The following is an 18,155-nucleotide window of genomic DNA, read 5'->3' as shown; positions in this document are numbered from 1 at the left end:
AATAGTGAGGCAAGATCGCATTCGTTTTACATGGAAATCCTTAATAAAACCTTACGTTGTGCTAAATCGATATTAATTACCGTAATTTACTTTGAAGGAATATCATATTAATACGTAATTTGAAGCGGATTTAAATATATTAAGATCGATGCCAAAGTTTTGGATGTTAACGCTTTTTGTTTTATGCCTTTTAGGTAATAAAGCGTTGGCAGCTAACACAATGAACTCTGCCGATAGTTTAAAATCAATCCTGGTTCAAAAAAACAATTCCCTGCAAAAGGAAGATGTGGTAACCCTGTTGAAAAGAGCTTTCTTTGCCTCATCTGTTAACGATAAATATCAAAACCAACTTGCAGATACTTTAAATAAGTATGATAAGGTAAATTCCACAACCTTAAATACTTTTATAAGCGCTTTGATAAAACGACGTCAGCAAAGGTTTAAAGAGGCGCATGACCTGTTGTTAAAAGCTATTTACATTGCCGAAAAAAATAAACAAACCTATTACCTGTACGTGCTTTACAACCAGTTGGCGTATGCGCAAACAGATATGGGCGACGCGATTGCAGCGCTGTTTAGCTACAGGCAGGCAAAAAGACAAGCGGGTATTTTAAATAATGAATATTACCAGGCCGTTGTAAGCCTTAATATTTCAGATGTTTACACCAATGTGCAATTTTATGCGCAAGCCCTGGTATACCTCAACGAAGCACAGGCTTATTGCTCCAAACATCCCGATAGGGATCTTTCGCTTATTCATAACATCTATTTAAATAAAGGCGAAGTGTTTTTCAAGCAGAAACGAGCGGATTCGCTTGATTTTTATACGGATAAGATTAATAACGAGAGCGATTGGATTGTAGATATAGGTCGTAGCCGTACGCGTTTCGCGGCTTATCAATTGTTGTTAAAACGAAATTATCCGGCTGCTATTACGCTGATAAAAAAACTGGTAAAAGATACTTTGGCATATGCCTATGACGCGGATTGCTGGAACCTGGCCGAAACTTATTTTAATAATCACCAACCCGATTCGGCAAAACTGATACTTCAAAGTTTGCTTGCAGGTAACAGGCAGAATGAAGCGCCTGAGTTACAATATAAATATTACCAATTATTGGCTACCATAGCCGAGCAGGCCAACGATTATCATGAGGCTTCTCTTAATTCGCGCCTGGCTTTAAAACAGGCCGAAAAGTTTGCCCATAACCTGGTACAGCTTGGCGATCTATCGTCACAAATCAGGCTTGATCAGATAGAATCATCTTACCAGGCCGATAAACTGGCTTATAAAAGAGAAAGGATATTGCTGATGATGGCTATCGCGTTGTCGGTGCTCGTAGTAGTAATCATTGGCATGTTTTACTATAATACCAAACAAAAAAGGCATTACGAACAATTGTTGTACGCCTCCAAGAAGAAAACGCTTGCCTACATGAATTCACACGAAGTGCGCAGGCACCTTTCAAACATTCTTGGCCTTTGCGCCTTGCTTGAAGAAGAAAACTTAGACCAGGAAGAGCTTGCCACCTTCAATAAATACATGCTCGAATCGGCCCGCCAAATGGATGAATCACTTAAAAGTGTAGAGCAGGAGTTGAGCGGGGACGGGTAGGGTAGCGGAAGCAGGTAGGATACTAATCTTCACCAGCTAAACGAAGAATCTCTTTGATAACAAATGAAGAATAATGGAAATTTGTTTTTTGAACTTTTTCTATAATTGAAAGTACAGATGGAATAAGTCCGTTTTGCTTTGCCCGCAGAATTAAACCAAAAGTTCCGGTGTAATTTAAATTCATCCTTTCGGCGGCAATCCTTGCTTTCTGGTCATCTAAAATTAACAACGATGGCTTAGATTCCATTGCAAGTGAAATTGCACTGGCTTCCCCCGCGTCTATATCAAGCATGGATTGGACATCAAGATAACTTGTGGGTTTTACAATTACCCACTCGGGTAGTGGAGAGCCAAATTCCTGGGCTATAGTTGTAGTTGTGGTAACCTGGCCGAAAAGGGATTTTAAAAGATTCAATTCACCAATTTTATCCAATAAAATAAAACAGGTAGTATCGGCAATAACAATTTCATATTCTGCCTGCATCACGCGATATTTCAGAAACAGGGTAATTTAAAAGCGAAACATTATAGTCGCTCAACAAATCAGCAAAAGTACGTTTTGATAGGTTCGCCATTTCGGCGGCCTGTCCCAATGAAAGTTTGCCAGATTCATAAAGCTTAGCTGCTATAAACCTAATGGTATCGTGTTTATACTCGCCAAGACTATCCGGTATTTGCAACGTTAATGTGGTCATAAACAAAAATAAACATTAAATTTAGTAAATGACGCCTGCTTCGTTTATTGTTCCGCTGGTAACTTCAAATGTTTTTATTTCCTAAGCAGCTTTGTATGGGCCTTGGCTCCGTTAGCTTCAATATCAACAGCTATCGAGTCTCCGTAAAATTTGCCGCTGTGTGGAATTTCAATATCGCCTAAAGTAACGCTGAAGGTGAACTTATCGCCGTTTATTTTGCCATTGTCAACAGGCAGCTCGCCTTTTGGGGTAAGTACCGTGCCAGTTAGCGCGTCGCCGGTAATTTTAAAGTTGTAGGTTAAAGGATATTGATCGCCATTTTCCATGGTAAGTACTCCGATCCACTTGCCGCTAAAATCGGCAATGGCAGCAAAACAAGCTAAAAAGCAGCAGGTTAACACGGTTGTTGCTAAAATCTTTGTTTTCATGAGTGTTGTTTTTATACCATTAAAGGTAAATTCCCTATTAAAATTTAATATCAACAATAAGTTAAGTTTACCCTATGATGCCATGGCATAAACTATGCCCGGTACAGCCATTAAACTAAATGATATGAATTTTTTACACTCACGCTATATTTTGGCGGTTTTTATGGTAATACTGCTTAATACAGTGCACGCCCAGGTATATAACATTAAAGATTACGGCGCTGTAAGCGATGGTAAAACCAACAATACGGCAGCTATTCAAAAGGCTATAAACGCCTGTTTTAGCAATGGTGGAGGCAGGGTTTATATACCGGCGGGTATCTTTGTTACCGGTACCGTAAACCTGAAAAGTAATATTAACCTGTACCTGGAGAACGGAGCGGTATTATCTGCCAGCACCAATCTTAAAGACTATCAAACTTACACTGTGCCCGAATATGGTGTAAACCATTACGGTATTTTATACACTGCCGATGCCGAAAATGTATCTGTTACAGGGCAGGGCACCATTGACGGCAACAACAAACTGTTTTATGATTTTAACCATGCCAAAACCATGGATGCCAACAGCACCAAACTTACCCGGCAAAAAGACAACTTCAGGCGTGTAACCAGTGGGATAGGGGATGGCCCCGTAGTGCCGCTGGACAGACCCCGGCAAATGGTAATTTTTGCCCGGTGTAAAAATGTACAGATGCGGGATATTTCGCTGCTTAACTCGTTTTTCTGGACTTTGCACTTTGTTGATTGCGACATGGTGAATGTAAACGGTATTCGCCTGTGGAGCGGTATCCTGGTGCCTAATGCCGATGGTATTGATGTAAATAGTTGCAGCAACGTGGTGATAGCCAATTGCGATATCCGCACAGGAGATGACGCGATAGCTATTACAGGCTTTGATCATCATTTTGAGATGGGCGGCTTTAGTGGCTTACGGCACGCGTCAGACAATATTATTGTAAGTAACTGTAATTTGCAATCGGCATCCAGCGGTATCCGGATAGGTTTTCTTGATCAAAATACGGTACGCAATATACAGGTGAGCCATGTTAACATCACCAATTCAACCCGTGGCATAGGTATCTTTTTGCGTGATGAAGGTTCATTAGAAAATATTTCTTTTAGTGATATGAATATAGAAACCCACCTGCGCACCGGCGATTGGTGGGGCAATGGCGAACCGATCCATATTTCGGCCGTGCGGGGTAAAGAAAATGTAAAGCTGGGCATTATCAAAAACGTAAGCTTTAACAATATTACCTGCAAAGGCGAAAACGGCATGATCATTTACGGCAGCGACGAAAGCGTAATACAGGACGTGCGTTTTAACAATGTATCCTTTGAGTTGATGAACAGCAAACTAAATGATATAGCCGGCGGCAATATCGACCTGCGCGGTGCGCTTTACGAGAAAGACCAGCTTTTTGCAAGCGATATTCCCGGTTTGTTGGCTCATTACGTGAATGGCCTAACGTTCAGTAGCTTTAAACTAAAATGGGACGATACCATCAATCAACCCTATTTTACCAATGGCATTGAGGTTAATAACTTTAAAGGATTACAAATTAATGGTTTTAGCGGTGGTGCCGCCCCGGCAAATAAAAACGCGTCGCGGATATTTTTAAGTAAAGGTGACGGTGTGGTGTTGGATAATAAAGAAGGATTGAAAACAGAGGGCGTTAGCGATATTAAATTGAAATAACCCATTAGTATAAAAGACAGATTTAAGAGCCTGCTGAAACATCAGTGGGCTTTTTTTATGGCTATCTTTAATTTTATCTCTGAAAAATTCTACCCCGCTAATATTCACTTATCTCCAGATAAAATAATGAGTGTTTAAAATACAATTAATGCTATATTTGAAATATCATAGCTGTTCACAGCTTTTTTCAATTGTAAACTATTATGTATAAAAAGATTTGTTTATTGGCAGCTGTTTGCTGCAGTTTATCGGCTTTTGCTCAAAAAACGCAGGATTATCCCATCCAGCCTGTGCCTTTCACCAGCGTAAAGCTTGCCGATCATTTTTGGACAAGCCGTATAGAAACCAACCGTACGGCTACCATCCCCGCGTCATTTGCACGTTGCGAAAGCACGGGCAGGGTAAAAAACTTCCAGATGGCCGCTACCCACACGGGTAAGTTTTGCACTACTTATCCGTTTGACGATACCGATATCTATAAAACTATCGAGGGCGCATCTTACTCTTTGGCAGTTCATCCCGATGCGCAGTTGGATCATTATATCGACTCGATGATCACTATTGTAGGTAAAGCCCAGGAGCCGGATGGCTACCTGTATACAGCCCGCACTATCGACCCCATCCATCCGCAGGCCTGGGCTGGTGCCGAGCGTTGGGTTAACGAGCAAAACATGAGTCATGAGTTATATAACTGCGGCCACATGTATGAAGCTGCCGCCGCGCATTTCATGGCTACCGGTAAACGCAATTTCCTGAACATCGCCCTTAAAAATGCCGATTTACTGGTACGCACGTTCGGTCCGGGTAAACGTACGGTTGCACCCGGGCATGAGATTGTGGAAATGGGACTTGTGCGCCTGTACCGCATCAGCGGCAAAAGAGAATATCTTGACCTGGCTAAGTTTTTCATAGATGCACGTGGCCATAAAGAGTATAACACCAAAAGCAAAAATCCATTTGAAAACGGCGTTTACTGGCAGGATAATACCCCGGTTACCAACCAGGATGAAGCCGAAGGTCATGCCGTGCGTGCGATGTACTTGTACTCGGGCATGACAGATGTTGCCGCACTTACCGGCGATAAAGAATACATTGCCGCGGTGGATAAAATATGGGACAACATGGTTACCAAAAAAATCTACGTGCAGGGCAGCATTGGCGCGGTCGGCGATGGCGAACGCTTTGGTGGCAACTACGAATTACCCAACACCACCGCTTACAACGAAACCTGCGCGGCCATCGGCAACGTATTTTGGAATCAAAGGATGTTTTTGTTGCATGGTGATGCCAAATACATTGATGTGCTTGAAAAAACCTTATATAACGGCCTTATTTCGGGCGTAGGGCTCGATGGTAAATCGTTCTTTTACACTAATGCCATGCAAATTCAGGATAGCTTCACACATCCCGATATTGAGCGCCAGCGCTCTGGATGGTTCACCTGCTCATGCTGCCCAACCAATATCGCGCGGTTAATCCCATCCATTCCTGGTTATATGTATGCCCAAAATGGTAAAGATGTTTATGTGAACTTATTTATCAGCGGTTCGGCCAATTTAAAGGTGGAGAACAAAGCCCTGAAAATTACCCAGCAAAACAATTACCCATGGGATGGTGGCCTGGTGTTTAATGTTGATCCGGCTTCGGCAATGGATATGAACCTCAGGATCAGGATTCCGGGCTGGGCACAGGATAAAGCCATTCCGTCTGATCTGTACAACTATGAAAAACCATCGGCACAAAAAATAGAAATTAAAGTGAACGGCAAAGCAGTTGCATATCAAATGGAACGTGGTTACGCCGTGGTTAGCAAAAAATGGAAAAAGAATGATAAGGTAGAACTTACCCTGCCTATGGACGTTCAACGCGTAGTAGCCAACGAAAAATTAGCTGACGACAATGGCAAAATAGCCATTCAACGCGGCCCTATCATGTACTGCGCCGAGTGGAAAGACAACACCGGTAAACCGAGCAGCTTTATTGTACCTAAAGATGTGGTATTTACCCCAAGCTATGATGCCAGCCTGCTTAACGGTGTAATGGTATTAAAAGGCGATGTTAAAAGCGTTAATGTTGACGAGGCCGGCCAAAACATCAACACAACCAATGCTACGCTAACGGCCATTCCATATTACTCCTGGGCGAACCGCGGCAAAGGCGAAATGCAGCTTTGGTTTCCGGAGCAGGTTAAGTTTGTGGATTTATTGAGTAAATAGCCGATTAAATAAAACCTTGTTTTGTTGGCGTAGCACGGCAATCTCCTACCTGCAGAGCAGCTCTGTATAGTCGGGGATTGCTTCGTACCTACCCATGACAAGTTATAAAAATGGAAGTCATCCTTGTTTCAGGACCCCACAGGACAAGCGACGGTATACTTAGCAAGTGGGGTGCCGAAACAAGTTCGGCATGACGTTAGGATTAAAAGTGATTGTCATATCCACTTTCAGAGTCCGCGGATTTTACAACTCGCAATGACAAGTTATGTTTTAAAGTAAGGCGGCCTGTCACCCTGAGCCTGTCGAAGGGTCGCGCACAGAGGCCTTCGCCCGCGTGCTTCGACAGGCTACCCATGACAACTTGTAAAAAGTAAAGAGGGCTGTCAGTCTGAGCCTGTCGAAGACTAGCGTGCAGAGGCCTTCGCCCGCGTGCTTCGACAGGCTCAGCATGACCCCATTTTTTTTCTTGATGCTGTCATATCCACTTTCAGAGTCCGCGGATTTTACAACTCAGCATGACCCCATTTTTTTGATGTTGTCATTTCACTTTCAGAGTCCCTGGATTTACAAACTCAGCATGACCATATTTTTTTCTTTTTTTCTTTTTTTTGATGTTGTCATTTCCACTTTCAAAGTCTCCGGATTTCACAACTCGCAATGACGTATTTGTATGTGTGGCTTCTTCTTTCAATAAATGTTAAACATACATTTACATTTTTGCTAATTGTTTCTATCTTTAAAAACAATTACAAAAACCATGTAAACCAGTGTTAAACCTGTGTACTCACAGGCTTTAACAACATTTAAACCCAATCAAACATGATCAGGAAGATCTTTACTATGCTATTCCTTTCGGCGGGTGTTTTAAGCGCGTCGGCACAGGAGGTGTCTTTAAGCAAGGGCTGGAAGTTTGCCGTTGGCGACTCGGCACAATGGGCCTCCCCAACATTTAATGACCAGGGCTGGCAAGCTGCTAACCTTAATGAAAGCTGGGAACAGCAGGGACACCCCAATTATGATGGCTTCGGCTGGTATCGTACCAAAGTGGTGATCCCATCATCATTAAAAAATAATTCGTTTTTAAAAGATAGTTTGCGCCTTAACCTGGGCAGCGTTGATGATAACGACGAAGTTTACATAAACGGCAAACTGATAGGTAAATACGGCGGCTATGGTGGTACTATTAAAGATGGTCATTACGGTGCGCGCTCCTATACCATAGCGGTAAACAATCCTGCTATTTTGTGGGATAAAGAAAACGTGATAGCCGTACGTATTTTTGATACCGGAGGCGATGGTGGCATTTACAGCACCGGGCATGGCAACGTGTTTAACCTTACCATGGCCGATGTAATGGATCATGTAACGGTAAATACCGGTGCCGATTTTGAATATGGCGAAAATAACAGTCTTAATAAAAGCATTAAACTGGTAACCACCAATAAATACCTTTACAGCGGTAAACTGGCATTTAAAGTAGTTGACCCCGAAAACGGTACGGTACTTTACGAAAAGACAAACGATGCCAATTTTACCAGCGGTAAACCCTTCACCTATTCGTTTTCAATAGCGCGGCTGGCCAAAAGGTCATATGCTATTACTTACACGTTTACCGATACAAAATCGGGTAAATCAATAGTTAAAACTGAAACTACGCCGTATGTGCTTACGCCATATCCATCGGCCAAAGTAAAAATTAATGGTGCCGACGTGTTTGGCGCAAGGCCGGGCAATCCGTTTTTGTACCTTATCCCGGCATCGGGCAAAAGGCCTTTAACTTACAAGGCTGATGGTTTGCCCGAAGGCTTAAAGCTTGATGCCAATACAGGGGTTATAACAGGCGTTGTAGCCCAAAAAGGCGACTACCCGGTAACTTTCACCGTTAGCAACAGTTTAGGTGCTAAAACCAAGAAATTTACCATCAGCATTGGTGATAACATTGGTCTTACACCTGCTTTGGGCTGGAACAGCTGGAATGCCTGGGGATTAAGTGTTAACGACGAAAAAGTACGCGTATCTGCCCGAGCCATGATTGATAAACTAAGCCAGCATGGTTGGGCCTATATTAATATTGATGATGGATGGGAGGCCGAAAACCGCGCTGCCGACGGTAAAATTGTAACCAACAGCAAATTCCCGGATATGAAGGGCCTGGCCGACTATGTGCATAGTTTGGGTTTACGCATCGGTATTTATTCGTCGCCTGGGCCGCGTACCTGCGGTGGATTTTTGGGTAGCTGGCAACATGAAGATCAGGATGCCCAAACTTACGGCGACTGGGGTATCGATTACCTGAAGTACGATTGGTGCGCCTATTCGGAGATTGTTCCTAAGCCAGACCTGCCCGGCTTAAAAAAACCTTACCAGGTAATGCGCGGTTCATTGGATAAAGTACACCGCGATATTATGTACAGCCTTTGTCAATACGGCTGGGGCGATGTATGGAACTGGGGTGGCGAAATTGGCGGCAACAGCTGGCGTACAACAGGCGATATTGAAGATACCTGGCAAAGTATGTCGGGCATTGGTTTCAGACAGGGTGATGCCGCTCCGCACGCAAGGCCTGGTCATTTTAATGATCCCGATATGTTAGTGGTTGGCAAAGTAGGATGGGGCCCAAGCCTGCACAATACCCGTTTAACTTATGATGAGCAGTATACCCACATCAGTTTATGGAGCCTGCTATCATCGCCATTATTAATTGGTTGCGATATGGGCCACCTGGATGAGTTTACGCTGAGCTTGTTGACCAATGATGAAGTTATCGCCATTGATCAGGATGCTTTAGGTAAAGGTGCCAGCCAGTACGTTAAAAAAGATGATTACCAGATATGGGTGAAGGATTTGAAAGATGGTAGCAAAGCCATCGGCCTGTTCAATACATCTGATAAATATCAAACCATCAGCCTTGATAAAAATGACCCAGCCATAAGCGGGTATACCAAATTCAGGGATGCGTGGCAGCAAAAATATATCATTACTGCAGGTAATGCTTTAACCGCCAAAGTAGCGCCGCATGGTGTGTTACTGGTAAGGGTTGAAAAATAGGTTGTCGTTTTTCCAGACTTACGAAGTTTCAAAAACTTCGTAAGTCTTTCGTTTACAGTAGTCCTACTTCAACGGACTATCGTAATAATAAATCGGCGCGAAAACGCCTTCGCTGGTGGTGTAGTAGCCTTTTCCATCATTAGTGAAACCAATGGCCTCACCTTGTTTTTCCATGGTATAATGCAATTCCTGTGGTTTTTTGACCATCACATCCCATATGTGTTCATTGGGCTTGCGTTTCCAGTAGTATACCTTTTCGTAGCTTCTTAGCAGTATTTGAGTACCATCTTTTGATATATCGCCGGCAGTGATCCATTTAAAGGGTTTAAAGCCCGCAAAGAACAGTTTGGATCGTTTGGTTAGCGTAACGGTATCATTGGCTTTAAAGCCGCTTAAAGGGGTTGTATATACGGTTACAGAGTCGCTGCGTTTGCTAACAATGCAAAGCAGTTTTTCTATGGGGTCTATCATCAATGTTTCCGCGTCGCGTGGCCCATCGGGGTATTTAAAATTTACCGGTACTGGTGTAGCGTGGGTAGTAGTATCCAGACTCCATAATTTGCTTTCGGCAAACCTGTAAACGGTGATGTATTTTCTTATGCCGTTATTATCACCAATATCGCCAAGGTAAACGTAACTCCTGTTTTTTTGAGGGCCGGGGCCAACAGCAATATCCTCGCAATCCCTTACGCCTAAGGGTTCTTTTTTATCGCCGGTAAAATAAATGGTACTTTTTAGCTTGCCATCCGGAGTGATAGAGAAGAACCTGCTGGTATCGCCACTATCATTATGTACGTAATAAATATCGGGGTTGATGGATGAAGCGGCAATGCCCGATGTTTCGTCCATTTCCTTGCTGCTTAGGGTACCTGTAATATCTTTTTTATCAATAATACGGTGCTTGGCATAAGCTCCTATAAAAAGCAACAGGGTAAAGGGAATCAGTATCTTTAGCTTTTTTTGTCGACTCATCTTATTGTTGCAAATAATAACGCAAAACTATCACATTATTATGAAGTTCACATTAATTAAATAATGCGATTAATCAATCTGCAATAATAAGGCCAGTTATTTAGGCGGGTTCTTCCTGCGCAATTTCTGTAGTTTGCTGAATTTCCTTTGCCCGGTGCATATCCTTTTCCTGCGGCGTACCATAGCGTTGCGGATGGTCAAATTTTTGAAAAGGGATTTTTAGCACATTTACAAACTTACCGTTTAGGTTTTCGTCCATGTGGGTATCTATACCAAATACGGTTTTCTCTTTTTCAAGGCTCCCAAAGGTGCCAAACAAGCGGTCCCAGATGCTTAATACATCACCATAATTGCAATCGGTATAAGGCAATTGATAGTGGTGGTGCACATGATGTAAATTGGGGGTGATGAACACCATGCTTACAATTTTATTTACCCTGGTTGGTAACCTGAACTCGGTATGCGCCACAATGTTTGAAAACGATTGGAACGTTTGCCTTAATATTAAAACACCTATAGCCGGGCCACAAATAAAAACCCACAGCATTAAAAAGCTGGTACGGATGGCGGTTTCGCAAGGATGCTCCCTGATGGTGGTAGATACATCTACTTTTAAATCGCTGTGATGTACCAGGTGAAATTTCCACAGAGCTTCAACTTTGTGCATGGTAACATGGTACACATATTCACAAAAATCCATCATCATAAACATGGCGATATAATAAACCCATATATTGGTGTGGAAGGGGATGAAATTGATTAAACCCCAGTGATGCGCGTTGGCCCAGCCAGATATCATTACCACAAAGGTGGTAAGTACCAGTTGGATTGGTAAGGCGGTAAAAATAAAAAGCGTATTTACCGTTGAGTGTTTCCATTTGGTTTTAATGCCATCTAATGATACTATCATTTCGGCAAACCAAAGGCTTGTGATTACACCGGCATATAAAATTACCTGTGTGAGGTCTTCATGTTGTGAAAAAAACGAGCGTAGCTCCTGCATAGTTATTGTCAATAGGGAAATAAAGATAACGTTTTTGTTACCAAATCATAAATTTGGTATAAAATCTTCATTATTTTTTCATTTTTTTTTGACAATTTAATGATTTTTTTTTGTTTACTATATATGGCTAACTTTTTGGAAATAAAACCGGTATCAAACAAAAAAAGACCCTAATGGGTCTTTTTTTGTTTGATACTAAAATTCTTATTCTGTTATCAATTCCGGTTTGGCTGCTTCCGCGCGACTCATTTCGGCATCGGGTTTTGAAACATCCGTTAGCGCTACCCTGCCGCGATCCTTACGTAAAATGCGGTTGAAAAGCGAAATCTCCCTATCAAACAAAAAGCGGAAGAATAATTTGGTCCACGATGTATGGTAATACAAGGTGTCATAATATTCTGGAGCGGTTTTTTTGATCTCAGGTAATTTATTCCATGGAATAGATGGAAAATCATGGTGCTCATTGTGGAAGCCTACGTTAAAGGCAACCACGTTTAGGTTACCATAGTAACTGTAAGTTTCCTGCTCTTCGGTATGCGTTAAATAATGCTCCTGAATCCAGCGGGCACCAAGTGGGTGCAAACCTACCGAAAAAGAGAAGCTAAGCAGTAAAAACGCTACCGCGTGCCAGCCCATAAAATAAGCGATGGCAGTGGTGAAAATTACCTGTAGTACAAAGTTGGTAATAATCCAGCCATCAATAGGGTGGATTTCTCTCAATCTTGATAAACGGAACAATTGAAATACCGGGAAAAATAATAACCACATGGCTTTGCCAAAAAAGGAATGACCAATAAGTTTTGCTTCCCATTTGTTAGGTAAATCGGCATCCAGCTCATGCACACCCTGAAAAGAGTGGTGTTTGATGTGATATTTTTCGAACGAGATAGCGCTTGGCAATATTTGCGGCAAATTGGCAAACATTGATGCCCAACGGTTAGCGTTGCGGTTTTTAAATAATAACTGATGTGTACACTCGTGAATCATTACAAACAAAGCATGATCGGCAAAAGCACCTAAGGCGTAAGCCGCGCCGAATACCCACCACCATGACTGATCACGAACCAGCCATGCTAAAACTACCTGGAAAGCCACCAGGCCAACAATAGCAAAAATGGTATTGGGGTTTTTACCTATCAGGTTACGCAATTGCGGAAACTGCTTTAAAATCTTTTTTGTACGGATACGATGTGGTTCAGACTCGGAAGAATAAACAAAATCAGTTTTCTTTATCATATAAAAGTATAAACGTTAAATATAGCAATAACGTTTCGAGAATTTCATTTTGGAGTAAAAAAATTGTCACAAAACGGAAAATTCACAATTTTTTCACGAAAATTTTTTATAAAATTAACCTTACTCAAGCTTGAATACCAGTACTTTAAAAGTATTAGGCAGTGCCTTGCGGGTGCCTGGTTCAAATTCGGCAACGCTTAAATAAATTTTATGGGTTTGGGTATCCAACGCTAACGTTTTAGCTCTCGTTGGCGTTTTTAACGTTTGGATAACGCTGTAGTCATCTGCCGATTTCTGTTTGATGATAACTGTAGTACCATCGCCGCATGAGCAAAATACCAGTTTGGTTTCGGCATCATAAGCTACTGCATCTACGCCGGCACCAATTGGTACCGTGGCAGTTACTTTACCTGTATTGATGTCAACAACACTCATGCCCTTGTTTTCGCGGCAAACGGTAAATACGCGCTGATTGGCTGCGTCTAAAGCTAAACCTGTAGGACCGCCGCATGGAGCCAGCGGATAATTTTTAATTACCTTAAGGCTTTTGCTATCGATAATATTCAGGCTGCTTTTATCTTCCAGGTTGTTGTAAATTTTGCCTTTACCATCTGCAACGGCAAACTCCGGGCCGCCGCCAAGCGCTACTGTGCCAACCTGTTTTAATGTTTTTGGATCGATAACTGATGAGTTGTTGCTTTCGCCGTTAAAACTAAAAACACGATCTGAATATGAATCATACATAATAGCATCAGGTCCGTTTGCACCTGTTAAAGGGATGGTAGCTATAGTTTTAAGCGTTTTAATGTCAAATGCAACAACAGCGTTTGCTTTGCCATCAGTAATAAAACCGCGGTTAAGTTTGTTTACAATGGCAATGCCGTGTACGCCTTTCATGTTATCGATAGAGCCAACCTGTTTTTCGGTAGTTAAATCTATCACATTAACCTGTGTGCCGTGGGATACATAAAGGCGATTATTGGCTTTGTCGATACTTAGGTAATCATACCCGCCATCGCCGGTTAATGCTATGGTTTTATCGGCCACGTAAGTTTGCGCTTTTGTAATAGCCGGAATTAAGGTTGCCGCCAGGAATGCCAGCGTTAAAATTTGCTTTTTCATTTTTATGGTTCTGCTTTTGGGAATGAAATTATCTTTTAAAACTGTAGAAATGTTGGTTACGAAGTATGATTTTCATGTTGTTCCATAGCCGGTGTAGAAAAGCCGTTGCGGTATAAAATACGCATCATACTTGGCAATACTATCAGCAGCAAAGGCAACGCTACCACAAAGCCGCCAATAACTGCTATAGCTAAAGGTTGGTGTAATTGAGCGCCCGCGCCAATGCCTAATGCCAACGGTGTTAAGGCGATAATGGCACCAAGTGCAGTCATCAATTTGGGCCGTAAACGTGTGGAAATAGAATAAACAATGGCTTCGTTTATTGATTTTTCCCTCGCGCTCTCCCTAAATTGCAGGTAGGTGAAAATGGCGTTTTCGCCAATGATGCCTACTATCATAATTAAACCGGTGTAGCTACCTACGTTTAAAGGAGTATGGGTAATAAACAGTGCTAAAAAGCTGCCCGAAATACCTAAAACCGCCATCACCAAAATTAATATGGCTATCCTGAACTGTTTAAATAAAAACAGGATCACACCAAACACCAACAGGCTTGAGGTAATGAGGATGATTAACAACTCTTTGAACGATTGTTGCTGCTCGGCATAAGCGCCGCCATATTCAATATGGTAGCCTTTGGGTAAGCTAATATTATCGGTTATGTTTTTTTGTATCGCCGGAATTACGGTACCTAAATCGCTGTTTTCAAGCCGGGCGGTAATTACCCCCATTGATTGCAGGTCCTGGCGGCTTATTTCGGCATCACCCGCGCTTATGTTCACCGTGGCCAGCTGATCTATAGGAATCAGTTTGCCATTAGCTAAAAATACATTCAGTTTGCGGATGTTGTTAACATTTAATGACCTGTTGCCAGGGTAAACCATTCTGATGGGTGATAGCTGCTGGGGCTCATATAAATTACCTACCACATTACCATCAAGCGCCGTTTGGGCCTGGAACTGCAGGCTGGCCGGCGTAATATTGTATTGTGCCAGTTTTTTATAATCGGGTACAATACTAACCGACGGGCCGGCTATTACAATACCGTCAAAGGTATCGGCAGTGCCCTTTACGGCTGTAACCTGGGCGGCTATTTGTTTTGATAATGATTGTAAAACCCGCTGGTCATCGCCAAAAACCTTTATTTCAATAGGCTGTGTTGAGCTCATTAAATCGCCCAGCATATCGGTAATAACCTGGCCAAAATCGACACGAAGAGCAGGCTGTGTTTTTTCGATCTCACCTCTGATGTCGCTGGTTACTTCTTCTGTGGTTTTTTCGTGGTTCTTTTTAAGCTGGATGAGGTAATCGCCGGTGTTGGGTTCGGTTATAAAGAAACCCATTTGTGTTCCTGTACGTCGCGAATACGCGGCAACATCGGGTTGTTTGGTTACAATTTTTTCAACCTCGCGCAGCATACGGTCTGTTTCTTCTAAAGAAGTACCCGGCGGCGAGCTGTAGTCCATCACAATACTGCCTTCATCCATATCTGGCAAAAAGCCGGTTTCTAATTTAGAGGGGATAAAAACAATCACCGCTATCAATACCAGCATAATCACGATGCTGATAAAAGGTTTCAGGATAAAAAACGAAACCCATCCCTGTCTTTTTACCTCATGTGTTTCTTCCTTCGCGTTTGCCGAGTGGCCATGGTGATTACGTGTTAAAAATAGGTATATAACCGGCAAGCCTATCCAGGTAACAAAAAACGAACAGATGAGCGTAATGATCATGGTATTGGTCATTACTTTAAAATAAGCGCCGGCAACACCCGTCATCAACAAAAAGGGCACAAAAATAACGATGGTGCTTATAGATGAACCCAACATGGCCGGAAACAGGTAGTCTATCGCTTTTTTGATGAGCCTGCTGGTTGGCTCGTCGGGGTGCTCTTCATGCGTACGATGAATTTGCTCCACTACCACAATGGCATCATCAATAATTAAACCTATGGCTGCCGCTATGGCGCCTAAGGTCATGATGTTAAAGGTGTAGCCTATTACATATAATACAATAAGCGTAAGGCAAAGCGTTACAGGAATGGTAATTAAAATAGTAGCACTTGCCTTAAGCGACCGCAGGAAAATAATAGCGACAATAATGGCCAGCAATAAGCCTATCCACACGCTATCGGTTACGCTTTTAACAGAGTCGTTAACAAAATCGGCCTGTACATAGTATGGTTTTATGGTAACGTCCTTTGGTAATATTTTTTGCAGGGCGGCCACTTTTTTAGTCATATCATCTGATAAGGATATCAGGTTGGCATCGGGTTGCTTAATAACCGCTATTAATACACCATCGTGGCCGTTGGCGTTAATTTTGGTGTATTCGATACCCTCGCTGATTTGTACCGAAGCAATATCTTTTACCTGGATAACTCGTTTGCTGTTATTGCTGATCACAATGTTTTCCAGCTGATCTTTGCCCGTTACCGTGGCATCTGTTACGGTAAGGTAAAGCATCTTATAATCTGAAAGGTAACCCTCCGATTTAATGAAGTTGGTTTGGGCCAGCGCGTTGTTAATCATATCGGGCGTTAATGACAGGGCCGTCATCCGTTCGCGGTTAAGTACCAGCCAGTACTCTTTGGTTTTACCGCCAATTACCCTGATCTCTGATACGCCGTTTATTTGCGATAAAAATGGTTTAACGGTAAAGGTAGCCAGCTGTTTTAACTCAATGGGCGATCGTTCGTGGCTCTCTAAGGTGTACCCGCTTACCGGCAAGATAGAAGGGTTCATTTTCTCTACCGAGATATTTACATCGGGCGGCAGGGTATTTTGAATTTTAGCTATCTGCGATTCTATCTGTTGCTTGCTCAGGTCAATATCGGCGTTCCAGTCCATGTAGGCCGAGATTTCGGCACTGCCACGACTGGTAGTGCTCCTTACTATTTGTAAGGCGGGTACCTGTTTTATAGCATTCTCTAACGGTTTGGTAACCGTTATCATCATTTTATTTACGGGCTGCAAACCGGCATCGGCAATTACCTTAATTTTAGGGAAAGTAATCTCGGGAAAAAGCGAAGTTTGAAGTTTGGTATAGGCAAATATGCCGCCCATTAAAGTAAGCGAAAGTACCAGCAACAGGGGCTTACGGTAAAAGATGAAAAAGTTTTCGGCTTTTACTAATCTTGTTTCGTCTGCTTTAGCCATTACTTTATAATTTTAACTTTAGCAGTATCTGCCAAACCGTAATTACCACTTATGATGATCTTATCATTTGGCGAAAACCGGGGCGATAAAATTTCGATCTTATCGCCGCTTTCAATTCCTTTTTTTATTGGTGTTTTAACAGCGGTGTTGGCATCAATCAGTTTCATTACCCAAAACTCTGTTTGGGTTTCGTTTGATAAAATTGCCGAAGAGGGCAGCGAAATGGTATTTGATCTGGCTGTTTTTACAATGCGTGCCCGTGCTACCAGGTTTTCTGGTATAGTGTTGTTGCCAGCTACCTTTATTACAATCCCTTGTGTTTGGGATAGGGTATCAACAGTGGGCATAAAAGAGTTTACCTTTCCGTTTAGTTTGGTACCATCGGGAAGGCTAAGCAGCACATCCTGGTTGTTGGTTACCGATGCCCTTAACTCATACGGCAGTTGCATAATAAAGGCAAAACTGCTGCGGTCGCTAATAATAGCCAATTGTTCGCCGTCCTGTACATAATCGCCAACCTGGTGACTTAACTGGGTAATATAGCCGTGCTCAGATGCTTTGATCTTATTAAGGCCCGAGAATTTGAAAGTGGTATCCAGTATATTAATGCTGTTACCAATACTTTGCGACTCCTTGGTTTTTATGGTAAAAAGTACTTCGCCTTTATTTACATAATGACCTATTTGGGCGTTTACTTTTTGAATATAACCTATAGCGTTTGCCTTCACATAGTTTTTTTGCAGGAACGATGAGGTAGCGTTAAGCTCAATATAATCGGTAAGCGAACTCTGATCAACAGTGGTAACTTTTACAGGTGTTACCGTAGCGGCGGCGGGGGCATCTGCTGCGGCACCAGCATCCGCGGGAGCATTACCACCGCACGATGAGCAGATTACCGCTGCTGTTAAAATGGCTAAAAGGCTTTTAAATGGCATACAGGTCGTTTTATATATTTTCATG

14 protein-coding genes are annotated in these 18,155 nt (G+C 42.4%); 4 read left to right on the top strand and 10 right to left on the bottom strand.

The genetic code is table 11. The features are described from left to right. The first annotated feature begins 205 nt into the window (after positions 1-205). Complete coding sequence (locus QWZ17_RS03905) at positions 206-1,615, top strand: hypothetical protein (protein WP_290303625.1); 1,410 nt, start codon at positions 206-208, stop codon at positions 1,613-1,615. 22 nt (positions 1,616-1,637) lie between these two features. Here QWZ17_RS03905 and QWZ17_RS03900 read toward each other — a convergent pair whose 3' ends face one another. The 3 genes from QWZ17_RS03900 to QWZ17_RS03890 form a co-directional block, all read right to left on the bottom strand. Then, complete coding sequence (locus tag QWZ17_RS03900; protein WP_290303768.1) at positions 1,638-2,099, bottom strand: PIN domain-containing protein; 462 nt, start codon at positions 2,097-2,099, stop codon at positions 1,638-1,640. Beyond that, on the bottom strand, positions 2,083-2,310 hold the full coding sequence (locus QWZ17_RS03895; protein ID WP_290303624.1) for a UPF0175 family protein: 228 nt from the start codon (positions 2,308-2,310) through the stop codon (positions 2,083-2,085). Before QWZ17_RS03895 ends, QWZ17_RS03900 begins: the two co-directional genes overlap by 17 nt. A gap of 74 nt (positions 2,311-2,384) precedes the next feature. Beyond that, positions 2,385-2,738, bottom strand: coding sequence for a hypothetical protein (locus QWZ17_RS03890; RefSeq protein ID WP_290303623.1), 354 nt, complete (start codon positions 2,736-2,738; stop codon positions 2,385-2,387). 124 nt (positions 2,739-2,862) lie between these two features. On the opposite strand from QWZ17_RS03890, the gene QWZ17_RS03885 reads away from it, so the two are divergent. Together QWZ17_RS03885 and QWZ17_RS03880 are read left to right on the top strand one after the other, a co-directional pair. Next, positions 2,863-4,440 (top strand): glycoside hydrolase family 28 protein, encoded by a 1,578-nt coding sequence (locus QWZ17_RS03885; protein WP_290303622.1) that lies wholly within the window; start codon positions 2,863-2,865, stop codon positions 4,438-4,440. Positions 4,441-4,643: 203 nt separating this feature from the next. Further along, the gene (locus QWZ17_RS03880; RefSeq protein WP_290303621.1) at positions 4,644-6,656 is read left to right on the top strand and encodes a glycoside hydrolase family 127 protein; all 2,013 of its coding nucleotides are present in this window, start codon (positions 4,644-4,646) and stop codon (positions 6,654-6,656) included. 538 nt (positions 6,657-7,194) lie between these two features. On the opposite strand, the gene QWZ17_RS03875 is transcribed toward QWZ17_RS03880, so the two are convergent. After that, positions 7,195-7,347: a hypothetical protein gene (locus tag QWZ17_RS03875; RefSeq protein WP_290303620.1), complete on the bottom strand. Its 153-nt coding sequence runs from the start codon at positions 7,345-7,347 to the stop codon at positions 7,195-7,197. Positions 7,348-7,475: 128 nt separating this feature from the next. Here QWZ17_RS03875 and QWZ17_RS03870 point away from each other — a divergent pair, with 128 nt between their 5' ends. Beyond that, positions 7,476-9,704 carry a putative Ig domain-containing protein gene (locus QWZ17_RS03870; RefSeq protein ID WP_290303619.1) on the top strand — a complete coding sequence of 743 codons (2,229 nt, stop codon included), beginning with the start codon at positions 7,476-7,478 and terminating at the stop codon, positions 9,702-9,704. A 63-nt stretch (positions 9,705-9,767) separates the two neighbouring features. On the opposite strand, the gene QWZ17_RS03865 is transcribed toward QWZ17_RS03870, so the two are convergent. The 6 genes from QWZ17_RS03865 to QWZ17_RS03840 form a co-directional block, all read right to left on the bottom strand. Continuing rightward, positions 9,768-10,676: a hypothetical protein gene (locus QWZ17_RS03865; RefSeq protein WP_290303618.1), complete on the bottom strand. Its 909-nt coding sequence runs from the start codon at positions 10,674-10,676 to the stop codon at positions 9,768-9,770. A 100-nt stretch (positions 10,677-10,776) separates the two neighbouring features. Beyond that, positions 10,777-11,679, bottom strand: a complete 903-nt coding sequence (locus QWZ17_RS03860; RefSeq protein WP_290303617.1) for a sterol desaturase family protein — start codon at positions 11,677-11,679, stop codon at positions 10,777-10,779. Positions 11,680-11,883: 204 nt separating this feature from the next. Continuing rightward, positions 11,884-12,915, bottom strand: a complete 1,032-nt coding sequence (locus QWZ17_RS03855; protein ID WP_290303616.1) for a fatty acid desaturase — start codon at positions 12,913-12,915, stop codon at positions 11,884-11,886. A 120-nt stretch (positions 12,916-13,035) separates the two neighbouring features. Next, entirely contained in the window at positions 13,036-14,037 is a 1,002-nt protein-coding gene (locus tag QWZ17_RS03850; protein ID WP_290303615.1) for a YncE family protein, read from the bottom strand. 56 nt (positions 14,038-14,093) lie between these two features. After that, on the bottom strand, positions 14,094-17,195 hold the full coding sequence (locus tag QWZ17_RS03845) for an efflux RND transporter permease subunit (protein ID WP_290303614.1): 3,102 nt from the start codon (positions 17,193-17,195) through the stop codon (positions 14,094-14,096). Further along, positions 17,195-18,154: an efflux RND transporter periplasmic adaptor subunit gene (locus QWZ17_RS03840; protein ID WP_290303613.1), complete on the bottom strand. Its 960-nt coding sequence runs from the start codon at positions 18,152-18,154 to the stop codon at positions 17,195-17,197. Before QWZ17_RS03840 ends, QWZ17_RS03845 begins: the two co-directional genes overlap by 1 nt. Position 18,155: the final 1 nt, after the last annotated feature.

The organism is Mucilaginibacter flavus (assembly GCF_030409315.1).
GTDB classification, from domain to species: Bacteria; Bacteroidota; Bacteroidia; order Sphingobacteriales; family Sphingobacteriaceae; genus Mucilaginibacter; species Mucilaginibacter flavus.
This window is presented reverse-complemented; position numbering and strand designations above follow the sequence as displayed.